At 62.5% G+C, this 15512-nt stretch carries 17 protein-coding genes; 10 read left to right on the forward strand and 7 right to left on the reverse strand.

Features of this window, described 5'->3' with window-relative positions; genetic code table 11:
• The first annotated feature begins 7 nt into the window (after window positions 1-7).
• From IF10I1_RS03545 to IF10I1_RS03585, 9 genes are all read left to right on the forward strand, one after another.
• Window positions 8-1474 (forward strand): form I ribulose bisphosphate carboxylase large subunit, encoded by a 1467-nt coding sequence (locus IF10I1_RS03545; RefSeq protein ID WP_058900703.1) that lies wholly within the window; start codon window positions 8-10, stop codon window positions 1472-1474.
• A gap of 11 nt (window positions 1475-1485) precedes the next feature.
• Window positions 1486-1875, forward strand: coding sequence for a ribulose bisphosphate carboxylase small subunit (locus IF10I1_RS03550; protein WP_186415638.1), 390 nt, complete (start codon window positions 1486-1488; stop codon window positions 1873-1875).
• 81 nt (window positions 1876-1956) lie between these two features.
• Window positions 1957-2895, forward strand: a complete 939-nt coding sequence (gene cbbX, locus IF10I1_RS03555; protein WP_186415637.1) for a CbbX protein — start codon at window positions 1957-1959, stop codon at window positions 2893-2895.
• On the forward strand, window positions 2892-3596 hold the full coding sequence (gene rpe, locus IF10I1_RS03560) for a ribulose-phosphate 3-epimerase (protein WP_186415636.1): 705 nt from the start codon (window positions 2892-2894) through the stop codon (window positions 3594-3596). Before cbbX ends, rpe begins: the two co-directional genes overlap by 4 nt.
• The gene (locus IF10I1_RS03565; protein ID WP_186415635.1) at window positions 3593-4291 is read left to right on the forward strand and encodes an HAD-IA family hydrolase; all 699 of its coding nucleotides are present in this window, start codon (window positions 3593-3595) and stop codon (window positions 4289-4291) included. Before rpe ends, IF10I1_RS03565 begins: the two co-directional genes overlap by 4 nt.
• 150 nt (window positions 4292-4441) lie before the next feature.
• On the forward strand, window positions 4442-5515 hold the full coding sequence (locus IF10I1_RS03570; RefSeq protein ID WP_082206106.1) for an ABC transporter ATP-binding protein: 1074 nt from the start codon (window positions 4442-4444) through the stop codon (window positions 5513-5515).
• Window positions 5516-5534: 19 nt separating this feature from the next.
• Window positions 5535-6494 carry an ABC transporter substrate-binding protein gene (locus IF10I1_RS03575; RefSeq protein ID WP_122520634.1) on the forward strand — a complete coding sequence of 320 codons (960 nt, stop codon included), beginning with the start codon at window positions 5535-5537 and terminating at the stop codon, window positions 6492-6494.
• A gap of 92 nt (window positions 6495-6586) precedes the next feature.
• Entirely contained in the window at window positions 6587-8242 is a 1656-nt protein-coding gene (locus IF10I1_RS03580) for an iron ABC transporter permease (RefSeq protein ID WP_244284556.1), read from the forward strand.
• Window positions 8243-8246: 4 nt separating this feature from the next.
• A complete protein-coding gene (locus tag IF10I1_RS03585) occupies window positions 8247-9014 on the forward strand; it encodes a metallophosphoesterase (RefSeq protein ID WP_186391213.1) in 768 nt (255 codons plus the stop codon).
• Window positions 9015-9310: 296 nt separating this feature from the next.
• Here the strand turns inward: IF10I1_RS03585 and IF10I1_RS03590 are convergent, their stop codons facing one another.
• The 6 genes from IF10I1_RS03590 to IF10I1_RS03615 all read right to left on the reverse strand — a co-directional run bounded on the left by IF10I1_RS03590 (window position 9311) and on the right by IF10I1_RS03615 (window position 13575).
• Complete coding sequence (locus IF10I1_RS03590) at window positions 9311-10117, reverse strand: IclR family transcriptional regulator (RefSeq protein ID WP_050474627.1); 807 nt, start codon at window positions 10115-10117, stop codon at window positions 9311-9313.
• A 20-nt stretch (window positions 10118-10137) separates the two neighbouring features.
• Window positions 10138-10527: a RidA family protein gene (locus IF10I1_RS03595; protein ID WP_050474626.1), complete on the reverse strand. Its 390-nt coding sequence runs from the start codon at window positions 10525-10527 to the stop codon at window positions 10138-10140.
• An 18-nt stretch (window positions 10528-10545) separates the two neighbouring features.
• Window positions 10546-11316, reverse strand: coding sequence for an amino acid ABC transporter ATP-binding protein (locus IF10I1_RS03600; protein ID WP_050474625.1), 771 nt, complete (start codon window positions 11314-11316; stop codon window positions 10546-10548).
• 11 nt (window positions 11317-11327) lie between these two features.
• Complete coding sequence (locus IF10I1_RS03605) at window positions 11328-11993, reverse strand: amino acid ABC transporter permease (protein WP_122520637.1); 666 nt, start codon at window positions 11991-11993, stop codon at window positions 11328-11330.
• 4 nt (window positions 11994-11997) lie between these two features.
• Complete coding sequence (locus IF10I1_RS03610) at window positions 11998-12660, reverse strand: amino acid ABC transporter permease (RefSeq protein ID WP_186391214.1); 663 nt, start codon at window positions 12658-12660, stop codon at window positions 11998-12000.
• Between the two features lie 75 nt (window positions 12661-12735).
• Window positions 12736-13575, reverse strand: coding sequence for a transporter substrate-binding domain-containing protein (locus IF10I1_RS03615; RefSeq protein ID WP_050474622.1), 840 nt, complete (start codon window positions 13573-13575; stop codon window positions 12736-12738).
• Between the two features lie 184 nt (window positions 13576-13759).
• On the opposite strand from IF10I1_RS03615, the gene IF10I1_RS03620 reads away from it, so the two are divergent.
• Complete coding sequence (locus tag IF10I1_RS03620; protein ID WP_186391349.1) at window positions 13760-14839, forward strand: D-TA family PLP-dependent enzyme; 1080 nt, start codon at window positions 13760-13762, stop codon at window positions 14837-14839.
• Window positions 14840-15022: 183 nt separating this feature from the next.
• Here IF10I1_RS03620 and IF10I1_RS03625 read toward each other — a convergent pair whose 3' ends face one another.
• Complete coding sequence (locus IF10I1_RS03625) at window positions 15023-15358, reverse strand: zinc ribbon domain-containing protein YjdM (protein ID WP_186391215.1); 336 nt, start codon at window positions 15356-15358, stop codon at window positions 15023-15025.
• Window positions 15359-15512 lie beyond the last annotated feature (154 nt).

The raw sequence follows: 15512 nt of genomic DNA on the forward strand, positions 1-15512 counted from the left end.
GCAGATGATGGCCGACGACAGCAACACGCGGATTACCGACGCCTCGAAGCGCTACAAGGCCGGCGTCCTGAAATACGCCCAGATGGGCTACTGGGACGGCGACTACGAGCCGAAGGAGACCGATCTCCTCGCCCTGTTCCGCATCACCCCGCAGGAGGGCGTCGACCCGATCGAGGCGGCGGCGGCGGTGGCCGGCGAAAGCTCCACCGCCACCTGGACGGTGGTGTGGACCGACCGGCTGACGGCCTGCGACCAGTACCGGGCCAAGGCCTACAAGGTCGAGCCGGTGCCGGGCACGCCCGGACAGTATTTCTGCTATGTCGCCTACGACCTGATCCTGTTCGAGGAAGGCTCGATCGCCAACCTGACAGCCTCGATCATCGGCAACGTGTTCTCGTTCAAGCCGCTGAAGGCGGCGCGGCTTGAGGACATGCGGCTGCCCGTCGCCTATGTGAAGACGTTCCGCGGCCCGCCGACCGGCATCGTCGTGGAGCGCGAGCGGCTCGACAAGTTCGGCAAGCCGCTGCTCGGCGCCACCACCAAGCCGAAGCTCGGGCTTTCGGGCAAGAATTACGGCCGGGTCGTCTATGAGGGCCTGAAGGGCGGCCTCGACTTCATGAAGGACGACGAGAACATCAACTCGCAGCCCTTCATGCACTGGCGCGACCGCTTTCTCTACGTGATGGAGGCGGTCAACAAGGCCAGTGCCGAGACCGGCGAGGTGAAGGGGCACTACCTCAACATCACCGCCGGCACGATGGAGGAAATGTACCGCCGGGCGGACTTCGCCAAGCAGCTCGGCAGTGTCATCGTCATGGTCGACCTGATCGTCGGCTGGACCGCGATCCAGTCGATCTCGGAATGGTGCCGGCAGAACGACATGATCCTGCACATGCACCGGGCCGGCCACGGCACCTATACCCGCCAGAAGAACCACGGCATCTCGTTCCGCGTCATCGCCAAGTGGCTGCGGCTTGCCGGCGTCGACCACCTGCACACCGGCACGGCCGTCGGCAAGCTGGAGGGCGACCCGATGACGGTGCAGGGCTACTACAATGTCTGCCGCGAGACCCGCAACGAGGTTGACCTGCCGCGCGGCCTGTTCTTCGAGCAGGACTGGGCGGACCTGAAGAAGGTCATGCCGGTGGCCTCGGGCGGCATCCATGCCGGCCAGATGCACCAGCTTCTCTCGCTGTTCGGCGATGATGTGGTGCTGCAGTTCGGTGGCGGCACCATCGGTCATCCGATGGGCATCCAGGCCGGCGCCACCGCCAACCGCGTCGCACTGGAGGCCATGGTGCTGGCCCGCAACGAAGGCCGCAACATCGACGCCGAGGGGCCCGAGATCCTTCGCGCGGCGGCAAAGTGGTGCAAGCCGCTGGAAGCGGCCCTCGATACCTGGGGCAACATCACCTTCAACTACACCTCGACCGACACGTCGGACTTCGTCCCGGCGCCCGCGGTCGCCGTTTGAGGAGCAAGACCATGCGCATCACACAGGGCTGCTTTTCCTTCCTGCCCGACCTGACCGGCGAACAGATCGCCGCCCAGGTCGACTACTGCCTGTCGCGCGGCTGGGCAATCGGGCTCGAATACACCGATGATCCCCATCCCCGGAACACCTACTGGAACATGTGGGGCAACCCGATGTTCGACCTGCGCGACGCCAAGGGCGTGATGATGGAGCTTGAGGCGTGCCGCAAGGCGCATCCGCAGACCTATATCCGCGTCAATGCTTTCGACAGCACGCGCGGCGCCGAGACGGTGACCATGAGCTTCATCGTCAACCGGCCCGGCGACGAGCCGGCACTCGTGATGCGCCGGACCGAGGCAGATGGCCGCTCGATCCGCTACACCCATGACGTGATCCGCTGACCTCCCAAGCGCAAGACCGGCAGGGGACGGCCCGCCGCCCCCTGCCCCGTTTCAAAGGGTCCAGCCAAAAGGAAGTGACCGATGGATGCCGACACCGCCCCACCGCCCGCGACGGTCGACCTGCGCGGAGAGTTCGAGAGTTCCGGCGTGAAGGAGCTGCTCGATGAACTTGACCGCGACATGATCGGCCTGCGGCCGGTGAAGCAGCGTATCCGTGAAACGGCCGCTCTCCTCTTGGTCGAGCGGGCGCGCCGCTCGCTCGGGCTCAGCCATGAGACGCCGACGCTGCACATGTCCTTCACCGGCAATCCGGGAACCGGCAAGACCACCGTCGCGCTGAAGATGGCCGGGCTGCTGAAGCGGCTCGGCTATGTGCGCAAGGGGCATCTCGTCAGCGTCACCCGCGACGATCTGGTCGGCCAGTATATCGGCCATACCGCGCCGAAGACCCGCGAAGTGCTGAAGCGCGCCATGGGCGGCGTGCTGTTCATCGACGAGGCCTATTATCTCTACCGGCCCGACAACGAGCGCGACTATGGCCAGGAGGCGATCGAGATCCTGCTTCAGGTGATGGAGAACAATCGGGACGACCTGGTGGTGATCCTCGCCGGCTATGCCGACCGCATGGACCGGTTCTTCGGCTCCAATCCCGGCTTCCGCTCGCGCATCGCCCACCACATCGACTTCCCCGATTATACCGATGAGGAACTGCAGCGCATCGCCCGGCACATGATGGCCGAGCAGAACTACCAGCTGTCGGAGGCGGCCGGTGCGGCGCTGGCCGACTATATCCGTCTGCGCCGGACCCAGCCGCATTTCGCCAATGCCCGCTCCATCCGCAATGCCTTCGACCGGGCGCGGCTGCGCCAGGCCAACCGGCTGTTCGACGGCGCTGGCGGGCCGCTCGACGCGCAGACACTGAGCCTGATCGAGGAGAGCGACATCCGCTCCAGCCGGGTGTTCCGGGGCGGCCTCGACATCGCGCCAGCGGGCCAGGCCGGCGAAGGAGCGCAGCCATGAGCTTCCTCCGCCACATCAGGATCGCGCCGTCGATCCTGTCCGCCGACTTCGCCAATTTCGGCGCCGAGTGCCGCGCCATCGAGGCGCAGGGCTGCGACTGGGTGCATGTTGACGTGATGGACGGGCATTTCGTGCCCAACATCACCTTCGGCCCCGCCACGGTGCGCGCCCTGCGCCCGCATTTCGGCGGCACCCTCGACGTGCATCTGATGATCGCTCCGGTCGACGCCTATGTGGCCGGTTTCGCCGACGCCGGTGCCGACATCCTCACCGCCCACATCGAAGCCGGGCCCCATATCCACCGGACGCTGCAGGCGATCCGCGGCCATGGCCTGCGGTCGGGGCTCGCGCTCAACCCGGGCACGCCGGTGGAGGCGGCCGCGCCGCTGCTGGACATGGCCGACCTCGTCTGCGTGATGACCGTCAACCCGGGTTTCGGCGGACAGGAGTTCCTTCACTCCCAGCTGGAGAAGGTGCGCCGCCTGCGCCGCCTGATCGGCGACCGCCCGATCCATATCGAGGTCGACGGCGGCATCACGCGGCAGACGGCTCCCCTCGCCGCCGCTGCCGGTGCGGATGTGCTGGTCGCCGGCTCCGCCGTCTTCAAGGGCGGTTCGGTGGAGAGGCCCGAAGTCTACGGCGCCAATATCCGCGCCATCCGCGATGCCGCGGCGGCTGCCCTTCCCGGGGCGGAAGGATGAGCGGCGGGCGGCCGGGTCCAGCCGCGCTGATCTTCGATGTCGACGGAACGCTGGCGGAGACCGAAGAGCTGCACCGGGCCGCCTTCAACGCCGCCTTCGCCGCCCATGGGCTCGGCTGGCACTGGGACAGGACCACCTATGGCGGGCTCCTCGCCGTCACCGGCGGCAAGGAGCGCATCCGCGCCTATCGCGACCGCCATGCCCTCGCCCTGCCGCAGGACGTGGACATCGTTCGCCTTCACGCCGACAAGACCCGCCGCTACGGCCGGATGGTCGCGGAGGGCGCGCTGCGGGCCCGGCCCGGCGTCCTCTCCCTCCTCGCCGAGGCACGCGTCCACGGATTGCGGCTCGCCGTCGCCACCACCACCAGCCCGGAGAATGTCGACGCCCTGTGCCGGGCCCTGTGGCGACAACCGGCGGGCGAGATCTTCGACGTGATCGCCGCCGGCGACGAGGCCGGAGCCAAGAAGCCGGCTCCCGGCGTCTACCTTCTGGCGCTGGCGCGGCTCGGCATTGCCAGCGGCGCGGCCCTCGCCTTCGAGGACAGCGAAGCCGGCGTCGCTTCCGCCCGCGCGGCCGGACTGAAGGTCGTCGCCTGCCCGAGCCTCTACATGAGCGGCGGCGACTTCTCCGGCGCCTGGTGGGTCACCCCCAGCCTTGACGGCGCCTGGCGGCACATCACCGCCAGTTTCTGATCCCGGCGCGGTACAGGCGGATATGCCTGATACTTTTTGACCGCCCACTCAAACAAGGTTTCGGCCAGAGCATGTCTAGACGTCATGATGCTGCGCGCGAAAAAGACTGACCGACGCAAAACTGTAACAAAGCCCGAATAGGTATGCGGAATGTTACAGCCCCTACCAGTCGATCGCTCTCTGGCGCTGATCGCGACACAGATCGCAAAATCATTTGGCCCCAACAAGGTCTTGGGGAACATCGACCTTGCCCTCGCACCGGGTGAGGTCGTGGCCCTCCTTGGTCCGTCGGGCTGTGGCAAGACGACACTGTTACGGATCGCGGCAGGGCTGCTAAGCGCGACCAGCGGCCAGATGGAGATCGCGGGTCAGCGCGTGGTCGATGGCAGCGGTTTCAACGCCCCGCCCGAGGCCCGCGGTATCGGGATGGTGTTTCAGGATTACGCCATCTGGCCACATCTGAGCGTGCTCGACAATGTGGCCTTCCCCTTGCGGATGCGCAAGCTGGGACGCAACGACCGCGAAACGCGGGCCAAGCGCGCGCTTGAGCGCGTGGGATTGCAGCATCTGGCAGACCGCTTTCCCGGCACATTGTCAGGCGGCCAGCAGCAGCGTGTGGCGCTGGCCCGTGCGATTGTCGCCGAGCCGCCCCTGGTGCTGTTTGACGAGCCTCTGTCCAACCTTGACCGCGAGTTGCGTGAGGGGCTGGCGCTGGAAATCGGCGGGTTGCTGCGTGATCTGGGACTGTCGGCAATCTATGTGACCCATGACCAGTCCGAAGCCTTCACCATCGCCGACCGGGTGGCGGTCATGCTGGGGGGCGAAATCGCGCAAATCGACTCGCCCGAACAGCTTTTCTCGGCCCCGGCTTCTGTCGAAGTGGCGCAGTTCCTCAATATCGGGGCGCTGATCGAGGGGCATATATCCCGCCAGAACGGCTTTACCTGCAACCATGACCGGCTGAACCTGCCCCATCTGGCGAACTCGTCGCCCGAAGGGCCTGCGCGCGTCCTGATCCCGCGCACGGCTGTTCGCCCCGCCTCCGAGGGCGCGTTGATGGCGAAAGTGCTGCGCTGTCAGTTCCAGGGCGACCGGTACCTGCTGCATCTGGGACTGGACGAGACCACCGCAAGCCTGGTGTGCCCGGCAGATCGCGCGGTTGCACTGAACACGCAGATTCCGCTGTCGATTGATCCCGATCGCCTGCGTGTCTTTCCTCACTGACCCCACAAGGAAGAAACCCATGCTTCGCACGACTGCTTTTGCAACCTGCTTTGCTTTGATCGGAAGCTTTGCCCAGGCTGAGACGCTGACTTTCTACACCGCCGGCCCTGGTGGTCTGGCCGATGCGCTGGCTGAAGCTTTCAAGGCCGAAACCGGGATCACGGTCAATGTGTTCCAAGGCACGACCGGACAGGTCATGGCCCGGCTTGAGGCCGAAGAGGCCAACCCGCAGGCCGATGTCGTCGTGTCGGCAAGCTGGGGTTCGGCTGTGGAAATGCATGAACGCGGCCTCTTGATGGAATATGTCTCGCCCAATGCTGAAAATGTGCCGGATTTCCTCAAGCACAGCCATTACACCGCGCAAGGCATTTCGGCGCTGGCGATGGTCTGGAACACCCAGAGTGGCGCACCGCGCCCTGCCGAATGGACTGATCTGTCGGGCGAGGCTTACCGCGGTCTGGTCACCATGCCCGATCCTGCGCAATCGGGCTCGGCCTTCGACCTGATCGCCGGCCTGGAAACCGCGATGGGCGAGGAGGCATGGACCCTGCTCGCAGCGCTTGCCGCCAACGAGATGATTGTGCCCGGTCCGAATGCTGCGGCACTGAACCCGGTGCTGCAAGGCGCGAAGGCCGTGGTCTTTGGCGCGGTCGATTACATCAGCTACGCACAGGCCGCTGGCGGCGAAACCATCGAGGTGATCGTGCCCGAAAGCGGCACTGTGATTGCGCCGCGCCCGATGATGATCCTGAACTCGACCTCCAATCCCGACGCGGCCAAGGCCTTCGTGGATTTCGTTCTGTCCGACGCCGGGCAGAAACTGGTTGCCGCGACATGGATGATGCCCGCGCGTGCCGATGTCGCGGGCCTGCGTCCGGGCATTGCGGATCTGAAAGTGATCGAGGTGGATGAAAGCGCTGTTGCCGCACGGCGCGAAGAGATTATCGCACGGTTTAATGCAACCGTGACCAACCGCTGAGCAAACCCTAAAGCCATGTGTTTGGCCCCGGTGACGTCCGGGGCCAAACATATTTATGTATCAAAGGCCTGTTCATGGCGCGCGGACAATCATTGCTGACCTTTATCGCCGCCGCCGCGCTCGTGATCCTTGTCGGGCTGCCGGTGCTGTTCATCCTGCTGCAGGCGGTCTTTCCCGACTTTGCACGCGGATCTTTCGTGGGGGCCTTTTCGAAACTGGTCATCCTGACCGAAAACGACCGGCTGCTGATGCAGGCCCGCAATACGCTCATGCTGGCCTTTTCGGTGATGATGGGCTGCCTGATCTTCGGGCTGCCCATCGGCATCCTGCGCGGTCTGTTTCATGTGCCCGGTGCGCGGATCTGGGATGTGGTGTTCCTGATCCCGTTCCTGATCCCGCCCTTCATTGCCGCGATTGCATGGATGATGATCCTTCAGCCGCGCGGCTATCTGTTTCAGCTTGCGGGCTTCGACATGGGGCGGTTCCTGTTCAGCTTCGCGGGCGTGGCCTTCGTGATGACGCTGAACCTGTTTCCGCTGGTCTATTTCGCGGTCAGCCGCGCTTTGGAAATGGTCGGCGGGCGCTTTGCTTCGGCAGCCCGCGTGCATGGGGCAAAACCCTTGCAAGCATTCTTTCTGATTACCTTGCCACTGTCGATCCCGGCGATTGCCGCGAGCATGCTGATCGTCTTTGCCATGTCGATCGAGGAGTTCGGCACCCCCGCCGCCCTGGCCGCGCGCACGGGCTTCGAGGTGCTGGTAACTGGTATCTACACGCGCCTGTCGGACTGGCCCATCGACCTGTCTGGCGCGGCGCTCGGGTCCGTTCTGCTGATGGCGATGGTGCTCGCGGCTTTCATCTTGCAGAACTGGATCGCCACCCGCCGCTCCTACATCAGCCAGACCGGCAAGCCTGCGGATCTGGATAAGGCCGGTCTCGGACACTGGCGCTGGCCTGTGCTGGGGCTGTTTGCGCTTGTGGCCCTGATCGGCGTGGTGATCCCGCTTGCCGCGATTGCGGTCACCTCGGTCACGGGCACGATCTCGGGCGGGCTGCGCTGGTCGAATTTCGACCTGCGCCACTACGAGCCGCTCTTTCGCGCCGGCAGCCGCGCCACGCAGGCGCTGATCACGAGCGGCTGGCTGGCCGTTCTGACGGCCTTCGCAAGCGCCGCCATTGGGGGACTGGTCGCCTATATCGTGGTGCGCGGAACCGGGCGCGGACGGGCGATCATGGACGGTTTGTCGGTCTTGCCCAATGCGATCCCTGCCATCGTGCTCGCGGTGGGTATCATCCTGTTCTGGAATTCACCGTACCTGCCTGTCTCGCTCTATGGCACGGCAATGATCCTGCTGATCGCCTATACCGGCATTCTGCTGCCCTATCCGATCCGCTATGCCGTTGCGCGCTTGCGGCAGATATCGGGTTCGCTTGACGATGCAGCCCGCGTGGCCGGAGCCAGCCAGATTCAGGCGCTCAGACATGTCACGCTGCCGCTTCTGGCGCCTTCACTGATCGCGGCGATGATGCTGGTCTTTGCCATCGCCTCGCGCGAGCTGGTGGCGTCGATCATGCTTGCGCCCGCCGGAATGCGAACTGTCGGCACTTTCGTCTTTTCGCAGTTCGAGCAAGGCTCGGTCCAGACCGGAATGGCAATGAGCGTCATTGCGATCACCATCACCTCGGGCATCCTGTTGGCCGTCAACCTCTGGCTTGCGCGGCAGGGCAGCAGCGCATTCTCGGGCTAAGCCCATGGCCTTGATCGCACAGCTGACCGACCTGCATTTGCGTGATGATGGCACGGATCCGCTTCACGACCCGGAAGCAACGCTCCAAATGGCCTTTTCGACAATCGCCGCGATGGATCCCCGTCCGGACGCGATTGTGCTGACCGGAGACATCATCGACCGCAGCGCAAGAGGCTACGCGCATGCGCTATCGGTCCTGCATCAGACCCCGGTGCCGCTTTGGCCATTGCCGGGCAATCACGACGACCCGGTGGCCTTTCGAACAGCTTTCGATGGCTGGGTTCCATTTGCGCCCGGTCATTTGAGCTATACAGCCCGGATTGCCGGTCTGCGGCTGATCGCGTTGGACAGCACTTTGCCAGATGGCCGTCCCGGCCTCTATGCGGCGCAGCTGGACTGGCTCGCAGACATCATCGGCTCGTCGCAAGAGCCGTCGCTCCTGGCGCTCCACCACCCGCCTTTTGCAACGGGAGCGCCCCATATCGACAGCCCAGGCTTTCACAACGCGAATGCTCTTGCGCGCCTGATCGAGAACAGCAGCGTGTGCCGTATCATCGCAGGGCATAGCCATCGCGCAATTCAAACGGTCTGGGCCGGATGCCTTGCCAGCACGGCCCCCGCAATCGGCCATGGCCTTAGCTTGTCGCTATCCGGTGCGGAACCTCACAAACCCGTTCCCATGGCTGCGGCGTTCGATCTTCACATCGCTGGACCGGACGGTTTTGTCAGTCATCAGATAACGCTTGCAAAAAGTTCGGAAGAACCTGTTTGACTGGAATCGCGTGACCTTACAGTCAGCTTCCCGCCCGTTGCGGATGCAGTGGAAGCAGGCTCTGCTATCCCCGCCCCCGTTCGTTGCCACAATCCGGCGGGAGCGCGGCACCGCTTCGTTACAATCTGACGCTTTGCCGCAACAGACCCAGCCAGCTTGTTCTGCTTTTCCTTGTATCCGGATGCAATCGCTTGCCCCTGAACCCAACCCAGCAACGATATGCTGTTTGGCTGCGAAGATAGAGGAACAACGGTTATGCCGGAGAAGTGAGGGCTTCCCGGATCTGCAAGATTGGATCAGCCGGCGATGGTGAGCTTGGCCCGCTCGCTATGGAAACCGAGCTTCTCGGAGATTTCGTTGGCGGCCTTCAGCAGGCTTTCGAGATAAGCCGCGCGATTGCGCAAACCGTCTTCCCGGGGGGTGACCAGACACAGGGTCGCGATGCAGGCACCGTCAGCCTGGAAAACCGGGACAGCGAAGCAATGGGTGAAATTCTCCACTTCGCTATTGAAGGTGAAGAAACCGTCGCGGCTTGCCTGGCGAACCTGTGCAATGAAATCCGAAGGCTCCATGCGCCGGCCGCTCGGCAGAACAAAATCCTCCGGCGGAATGAGGTCGAGGATCTGCTGGTCGCTCAAATGGGAAACGAGCAAGCGGCCAGACGCTGTCCAGGCGATGGAGACCAGTTCGCCGACATTGGAAGAAATACGGAAGGGGCGGATGCCTTCACGCATCATTGCAACTGTGTATTTGCAACCTTCGAGCAGACACATCTGTGCTGTCTCGCGGGTTTCCTCGGCCAGCCGTACCAGCATACGGTCGCATTCCCGCATCAGGTCGAATTGCTCAGCATAGGCTGTGCCGAGAAAGTAGAGGCGGCGGCCGAGGAAGACCCGGCCGTCACCACCCTGGTGTTCAAGCATGCCGTGGCTGAGCAGCAGGTTGACCAGCTCATAAACCGACGAGCGGGGAGCGCCGATCTCAATCGCGATCTCGTTCGGCCGCATGGGCTGCCGCTTCACGCGAAGGAACTCCAGGATCTCGAAGGCCCGATCCAGTCCCCTCGTCCGCCGCGATACCGTATCGGCTGCCGCCTCGGTCATGCTTTTCTCCAGAATTTCCGTCAGGCGCGGTCGGCGCGATAGGCCACGCAGTCGACCTCTACCTTGCAATCGACCATCATCCGCGACTGAACACAAGCGCGAGCTGGCGGGTTGGCACCGAAGTACTCGGCATACACACCATTGAAGCTCCAGAAGTCACGCGGATCGTCGAGCCAGACGCCGACGCGAACCACATCTTCGATGCCGTAACCGGCCTCATGCAGAATGGCAATCAGGTTTTCGATCGCCTTGCGGGTCTCGGCGACGACGCCGCCGCGCACAATCTCACCCTTCTCCATCGGCACCTGCCCGGACACGTAAAGCCATCCATTCGCTTCGACGGCACGCGCGAAAGGAAGGGGCTGTCCGCCTGCGCCGGTTTCGCCTGCGCCGTAACGTTTGATCGTCATATCATTCTCTCTTTTCTTTTAGTTGAAGCTGGATGTCTTTAAAAACTCGGCCAGCCTCTCGGTCTTCGGCCGGATAAACATTTCCTTCGGATCGCCTTCCTCGCAGATCACGCCCTGGTTCATGAAGATCACGCGGCTGGAGACCTCGTAGGCGAACCGCATCTCGTGGGTCACGAGCAGCATGCTCATACCGTCGGCCGCGAGCCCCTTGATGACCTGCAGCACTTCACCGACCAGTTCCGGATCGAGCGCTGACGTCACCTCGTCGAACAACATCAGCTGCGGCGCCATCGCGATGGCGCGAGCGATTGCAACACGCTGCTGCTGGCCGCCCGAGAGCTGCCCGGGATAGTGCCCGCCACGCGAGGCGAGCCCGACGCGGTCGAGCCACTTCTCGCCGACGGCATGTGCCTCGTCACGGCTCATCTTCTTGACCTTGACAAGGCCAAGCATCACGTTCTGCAGCGCCGTCATGTGCGGGAAGAGGTTGAATTGCTGGAAGGCCATGCCGGTCATGGCGCGCTGGCGGGCGATTTCTCTTTCGCTCTTCCGCCTGCGGGCGGCGCCAGCATATTCATAACCGATCTCTTCTCCGGCGAGCCGGATATGACCGCCTTGGAATTCCTCCAGCATATTGATGCAGCGGAGCATCGTGGTCTTTCCGGAGCCCGACGAACCGATGATCGAAATCACCTCGCCCTCGCGCATTGTGCAATCGACACCCTTCAAGACTTCGAGCGGACCATATTGCTTGCGCAGCCCCTGGATTTCGAGAAGTACCTTGCTCATGACATGCAGCCTTAAGACGGAACGGCGGTCTTGCGCTCGACATATTTACCGAAGCGCTCGATGCTGTAGTTGACGACGAAATAAAGGAGGCCAGCTAAAAAATAGAATTGCAGGCTCATGAAGTTGCGGGAGATGATCTCCTGGGTACGCAAAAGAAGCTCAGCGACCCCGATGACCGAGAGAAGCGTCGAGGCCTTGACCATTTCGGCAGCAGTATTGACCCAGGCAGGAAGGAATTGCCGTAACGCTTGCGGCCAGAGCACATAGGCAAAGGTTTGGCTGAAGGTCAGGCCGATCGCCTTGGCGGCTTCCGTCTGGCCTCTTGGGATAGCCTGCAAACCGCCACGAACAATCTCACCCACATGCGATGAGCAGAAGATTGCCAGTGCCAGCACACCGGCCTGGAAGGGGCCGAGCTTGATGCCGATGGTCGACAGCACGTAATAACTCGCCAGAACCAGCACGAGCACCGGTGTTCCCCGGATGAAGTCGGTATAGGCGCGCACGACGAAGCGCAGTGCCTTGTTGCCGTAAACCAGCGACAGGCCCACGAAGACACCCAGGATGGAGCCTGCCATGATCGCCAGCAGCGAGATCGACACGGTGACGCCGAGCCCCTTGAGGATTACGGTGCGGGCCAGCCAGACCTGTTCGAAAAACGCGGAAAAGTCCGTCATCACATCACCTCGGAACGGCTAGGCGGCGCTCGGCGGCACGCATCAGCGCTGCAAGCACGGAACAAGTGGCGACGTAGAGACCCGACACGACGATCCAGGTCTCGATGACGCGGAAGGTCTCGACATTGATCTTGCGCGCCTCGAAGGTCAGTTCGGGAACCGCGATGGCGGCTGCAAGCGACGTGTCCTTGAACAGTGAGATGATCGTCGACGACAGTGACGGCAGCACGTTGCGGAACATCAGCGGCGCGATGATCGATTTGCGGATCTGCATCGGTGTCAACCCGATGGCCAGCCCGGCTTCGGTAAGCCCCTTGGGAATAGACAACAGGCCGGCGCGAAACACTTCGGCGAGATAGGCCCCCGAATAGATCGCGAGCACCGCAACGAAGCTCTCCATCTTGCCAAGCCGGACACCTATTTGCGGCAGCGCGAAATAGGCAAACAGGACCAGCACGAGGATCGGCAGGTTACGGATGATTGTGACATATGCCGCAGCTGGGGCTTTGACCCAGTTGCTCCTGGAGATCAGCGCGAAGGCGGCAAAGAGGCCGATCAGTGCGCCGATCAGAATGGAAACGAAAGCCAGGCCGAGACTGAGCAGCAGGCCTTCCAGAAGTTGGTCGAAGCTCCGCCACACGGCGGCGAAATTGAGCGAATAGCCCACGGCGTCATCCTGCCATAGCGGTGTCAGAATGGACGAAGGGCGACAGCCCTCCGTCCCAATGAAACAAGCCGGGGCTCACTTGTACTCGACCGGGAAGCCGATCTGCGGTGGCTCCAGTTCTTTACCGAACCAGGTCTTGTAGGAGTTGGCGTAGAAGTCGAATTCGACGCCGGTCATCGCTTCGTGGAGCGCGGTGTTGACGAAGTTCAGCCAATCCTGGTCGCCGCGCTTGACGCCGCAGGCATATGTCTGCGGGTTCCAGCCATAGCCTGCATCTTTGTAGCGGCCCTGGTTCTGAGTCATGTACCAGGCAAGCGAGGACTGGTCAGTGGCGGCGGCATCTGAACGGCCGGCCTCCAGTGCCTGGTAAATCATGTCGACAGATTCATACTGGTCGACATTGGCCTCCGGCAATGCGGCGTGGACCATGGCTTCGGCATAGACGTTCTGCAGGACCGAAATTGTAACGGATGAGCCGGCAGCCTTGAGTGCCGCGTAGTCGGCATATTTGCCGTCAGCCTTGAGCATCAGGCCAACGCCTTCGCGATAGTAGGGAATGGTGAAAGCGATTTGCTGAGCACGCTCGCCGGTCACCGTCATGAACTGGCAGGTCAGATCCACTTTGCCGGTGGTGATGTTGGGGATGCGGGCATCGGAGGACTGGTTGACATACTCGATCTTGTCCGGGTCCCCGAACAGCGCCTTAGCGACGATGCGGCCCATATCGACATCGAAGCCTTGCAGCTTGTCATCGGCACTCTTGAAGTGCCAGGGCGCATTCGTACTGCCGGTACCAAGGACGAGATGGCCACGCGCCAGGACCTCATCAAGCTTGCTGCCATTGGCAAGAGCCGGAGTGGAAAGGAAGGAGGCTGCGACCAGCAACACAATGCCGGCGCGACAGGACATGGTCATGATGTTCCCCTAGGATTATGCGTTTCTTTTAAATCCAATATACTGGACATATGTCTGTTTTATCGGATTGACATATCAACTCCCATGGAGGATGTCTTGTCAATAGGCATGGCCAATAATTGATGCAGCGTTGGAGAGCGGCGCATTTTTTGGCAATGTAGCATTTACGAGTATCGAGGATTTCATGCCGTTTTCGCCGTCAGACATCGCCGCCGCCAACACACCTGCCGTCCTGATCGACCTCGATATCGCCCAAGCCAATATCGAGCGCTTTCAGGATTATGCGGACCGGCACGGCTTGAAAGTCCGGCCTCATATCAAAACGCATAAGCTGCCCGTTGTGGCCGAGATGCAGCTGGCGGCTGGCGCAGCCGGCATTACGTGCCAAAAAGTCTCGGAAGCCGAAGCCATGATCGCTGGCAGTGCCACTGTCACCGACGTGTTGATCACCTACAACATCGTTGGCGCAGAAAAGCTTGCACACCTGAAGGCACTGGCGACGAAAGTGAAGCTTTCCGTGGTGGCCGACAGTCAGGCTGTCGCTGACGGCCTTTCCCGTATTTTTCAGGACGGGCCCCAGCCGCTTACCGTGCTGGTGGAATGCGACACCGGCGCCAATCGCTGCGGGGTTGTCTCACCTGCTGCGGCGGCGGATCTTGCTGCACACATACATAGATCGCCAGGCCTCGTCTTCGGCGGCCTCATGACCTATCCGCCAGCAGGCGGGGAGGTAGCAGTCGAGCGTTTCATGGCGGAGGCGAAAGCCCGGATTGAGGCGCAAGACATTGCCGTGCCGGTGATCACGTCGGGTGGCACGCCCTCAATGATGCATGCGGCAGAAGCACCGGTAACGACCGAGTACCGCCCCGGAACCTATGTCTATAACGACAGGTCCCTTGTCACGCGCGGCGTCTGCGGCTGGGACGATTGCGCCTTGACCGTACTCGCCACCGTTATCTCCGTCCCGGCGCCGAACCGGGCAATCATCGATGCAGGATCGAAGACGTTGACCTCAGACCTCCTCGGTCTCAATGGTTATGGCCATGTGCTGGGCCGCGATGATATTTTGATAGACCAATTGTCGGAAGAGCATGGCCGCCTCGTCAGTTCCGGCAATATCGGCCTGTCCGTCGGCGACCGGCTACGCATCGTGCCGAACCATGCTTGTGTGGTCACCAATATGGTGGACCATGTACTGGCAATCGGAGCCGGACGGCCCGTCCCTGAACTGCTCCCGGTTGCCGCGCGCGGAAAAATCGTCTGACATAAGGAAGCCCAAAATCTCCTTTCTGACAGCAGGTTTCCACGGTCAACCTCATGCAGAGAACCGTAACTGCACCCCGCGCCGCCGTCCGAAAACAAGAAAGCCGCCCCGCACCGGCATCACCGGCACAAAGGCAGCTTCAAAAACACATCCGGAAACCGGAAGACGGAAAGCCTCAGCCCCTCACGTCGCCTTTTTGACGAACTCGGACTTCAGGCCGATCGGGCCGATGCCGGGGATCTTGCAGTCGATGTTGTGGTCGCTGTCGACGAGACGGATGCCGCGGACCTTGGTGCCGATCTTGAGGACGCTGGAGGAGCCCTTGAGCTTCAGGTCCTTGATCAGGGTCACCGTGTCGCCATCGGCGAGCAGGTTGCCGACGCTGTCGCGCACTTCAAGGCCCGCCTCGGGTGCGGCGGCCAGCGGCCATTCATGCCCGCATTCGGGGCATGTCAGGGTGCCATCCACTTCATAGGTGAAGGTGGAGCGGCATTCGGGGCAAGGGGGCAAAGTGTCCATGGCCGGGGTATAGGCCCCGGTCCGGCAGATGGCAACATGAGGGTTTTCACGTATGCCGGCCGGGCTGCAGGATATGCTGCCGCCGCCCCCGGCACATCAAGCTCTGGAAAGACTTTGGCGTTGCGCGGACCTGACCCAGCCATGACGAGACAGG

It is taken from the genome of Pannonibacter sp. I15F10I1 (assembly GCF_900185665.1).
In the GTDB taxonomy this organism is placed as follows: Bacteria; Pseudomonadota; Alphaproteobacteria; order Rhizobiales; family Stappiaceae; genus Pannonibacter; species Pannonibacter indicus.

Excerpts from the sequence above, each read along its gene's own strand:
- IF10I1_RS03545 (WP_058900703.1), top strand. The coding sequence starts at position 8 with ATGGCCGACGACAGCAACACGCGGATTACCGACGCCTCGAAGCGCTAC.
- IF10I1_RS03550 (WP_186415638.1), top strand. The coding sequence starts at position 1,486 with ATGCGCATCACACAGGGCTGCTTTTCCTTCCTGCCCGACCTGACCGGC.
- cbbX (WP_186415637.1), top strand. The coding sequence starts at position 1,957 with ATGGATGCCGACACCGCCCCACCGCCCGCGACGGTCGACCTGCGCGGA.
- rpe (WP_186415636.1), top strand. The coding sequence starts at position 2,892 with ATGAGCTTCCTCCGCCACATCAGGATCGCGCCGTCGATCCTGTCCGCC.
- IF10I1_RS03565 (WP_186415635.1), top strand. The coding sequence starts at position 3,593 with ATGAGCGGCGGGCGGCCGGGTCCAGCCGCGCTGATCTTCGATGTCGAC.
- IF10I1_RS03570 (WP_082206106.1), top strand. The coding sequence starts at position 4,442 with ATGTTACAGCCCCTACCAGTCGATCGCTCTCTGGCGCTGATCGCGACA.
- IF10I1_RS03575 (WP_122520634.1), top strand. The coding sequence starts at position 5,535 with ATGCTTCGCACGACTGCTTTTGCAACCTGCTTTGCTTTGATCGGAAGC.
- IF10I1_RS03585 (WP_186391213.1), top strand. The coding sequence starts at position 8,247 with ATGGCCTTGATCGCACAGCTGACCGACCTGCATTTGCGTGATGATGGC.
- IF10I1_RS03590 (WP_050474627.1), bottom strand. The coding sequence starts at position 10,117 with ATGACCGAGGCGGCAGCCGATACGGTATCGCGGCGGACGAGGGGACTG.
- IF10I1_RS03595 (WP_050474626.1), bottom strand. The coding sequence starts at position 10,527 with ATGACGATCAAACGTTACGGCGCAGGCGAAACCGGCGCAGGCGGACAG.
- IF10I1_RS03600 (WP_050474625.1), bottom strand. The coding sequence starts at position 11,316 with ATGAGCAAGGTACTTCTCGAAATCCAGGGGCTGCGCAAGCAATATGGT.
- IF10I1_RS03605 (WP_122520637.1), bottom strand. The coding sequence starts at position 11,993 with ATGACGGACTTTTCCGCGTTTTTCGAACAGGTCTGGCTGGCCCGCACC.
- IF10I1_RS03615 (WP_050474622.1), bottom strand. The coding sequence starts at position 13,575 with ATGACCATGTCCTGTCGCGCCGGCATTGTGTTGCTGGTCGCAGCCTCC.
- IF10I1_RS03620 (WP_186391349.1), top strand. The coding sequence starts at position 13,760 with ATGCCGTTTTCGCCGTCAGACATCGCCGCCGCCAACACACCTGCCGTC.
- IF10I1_RS03625 (WP_186391215.1), bottom strand. The coding sequence starts at position 15,358 with ATGGACACTTTGCCCCCTTGCCCCGAATGCCGCTCCACCTTCACCTAT.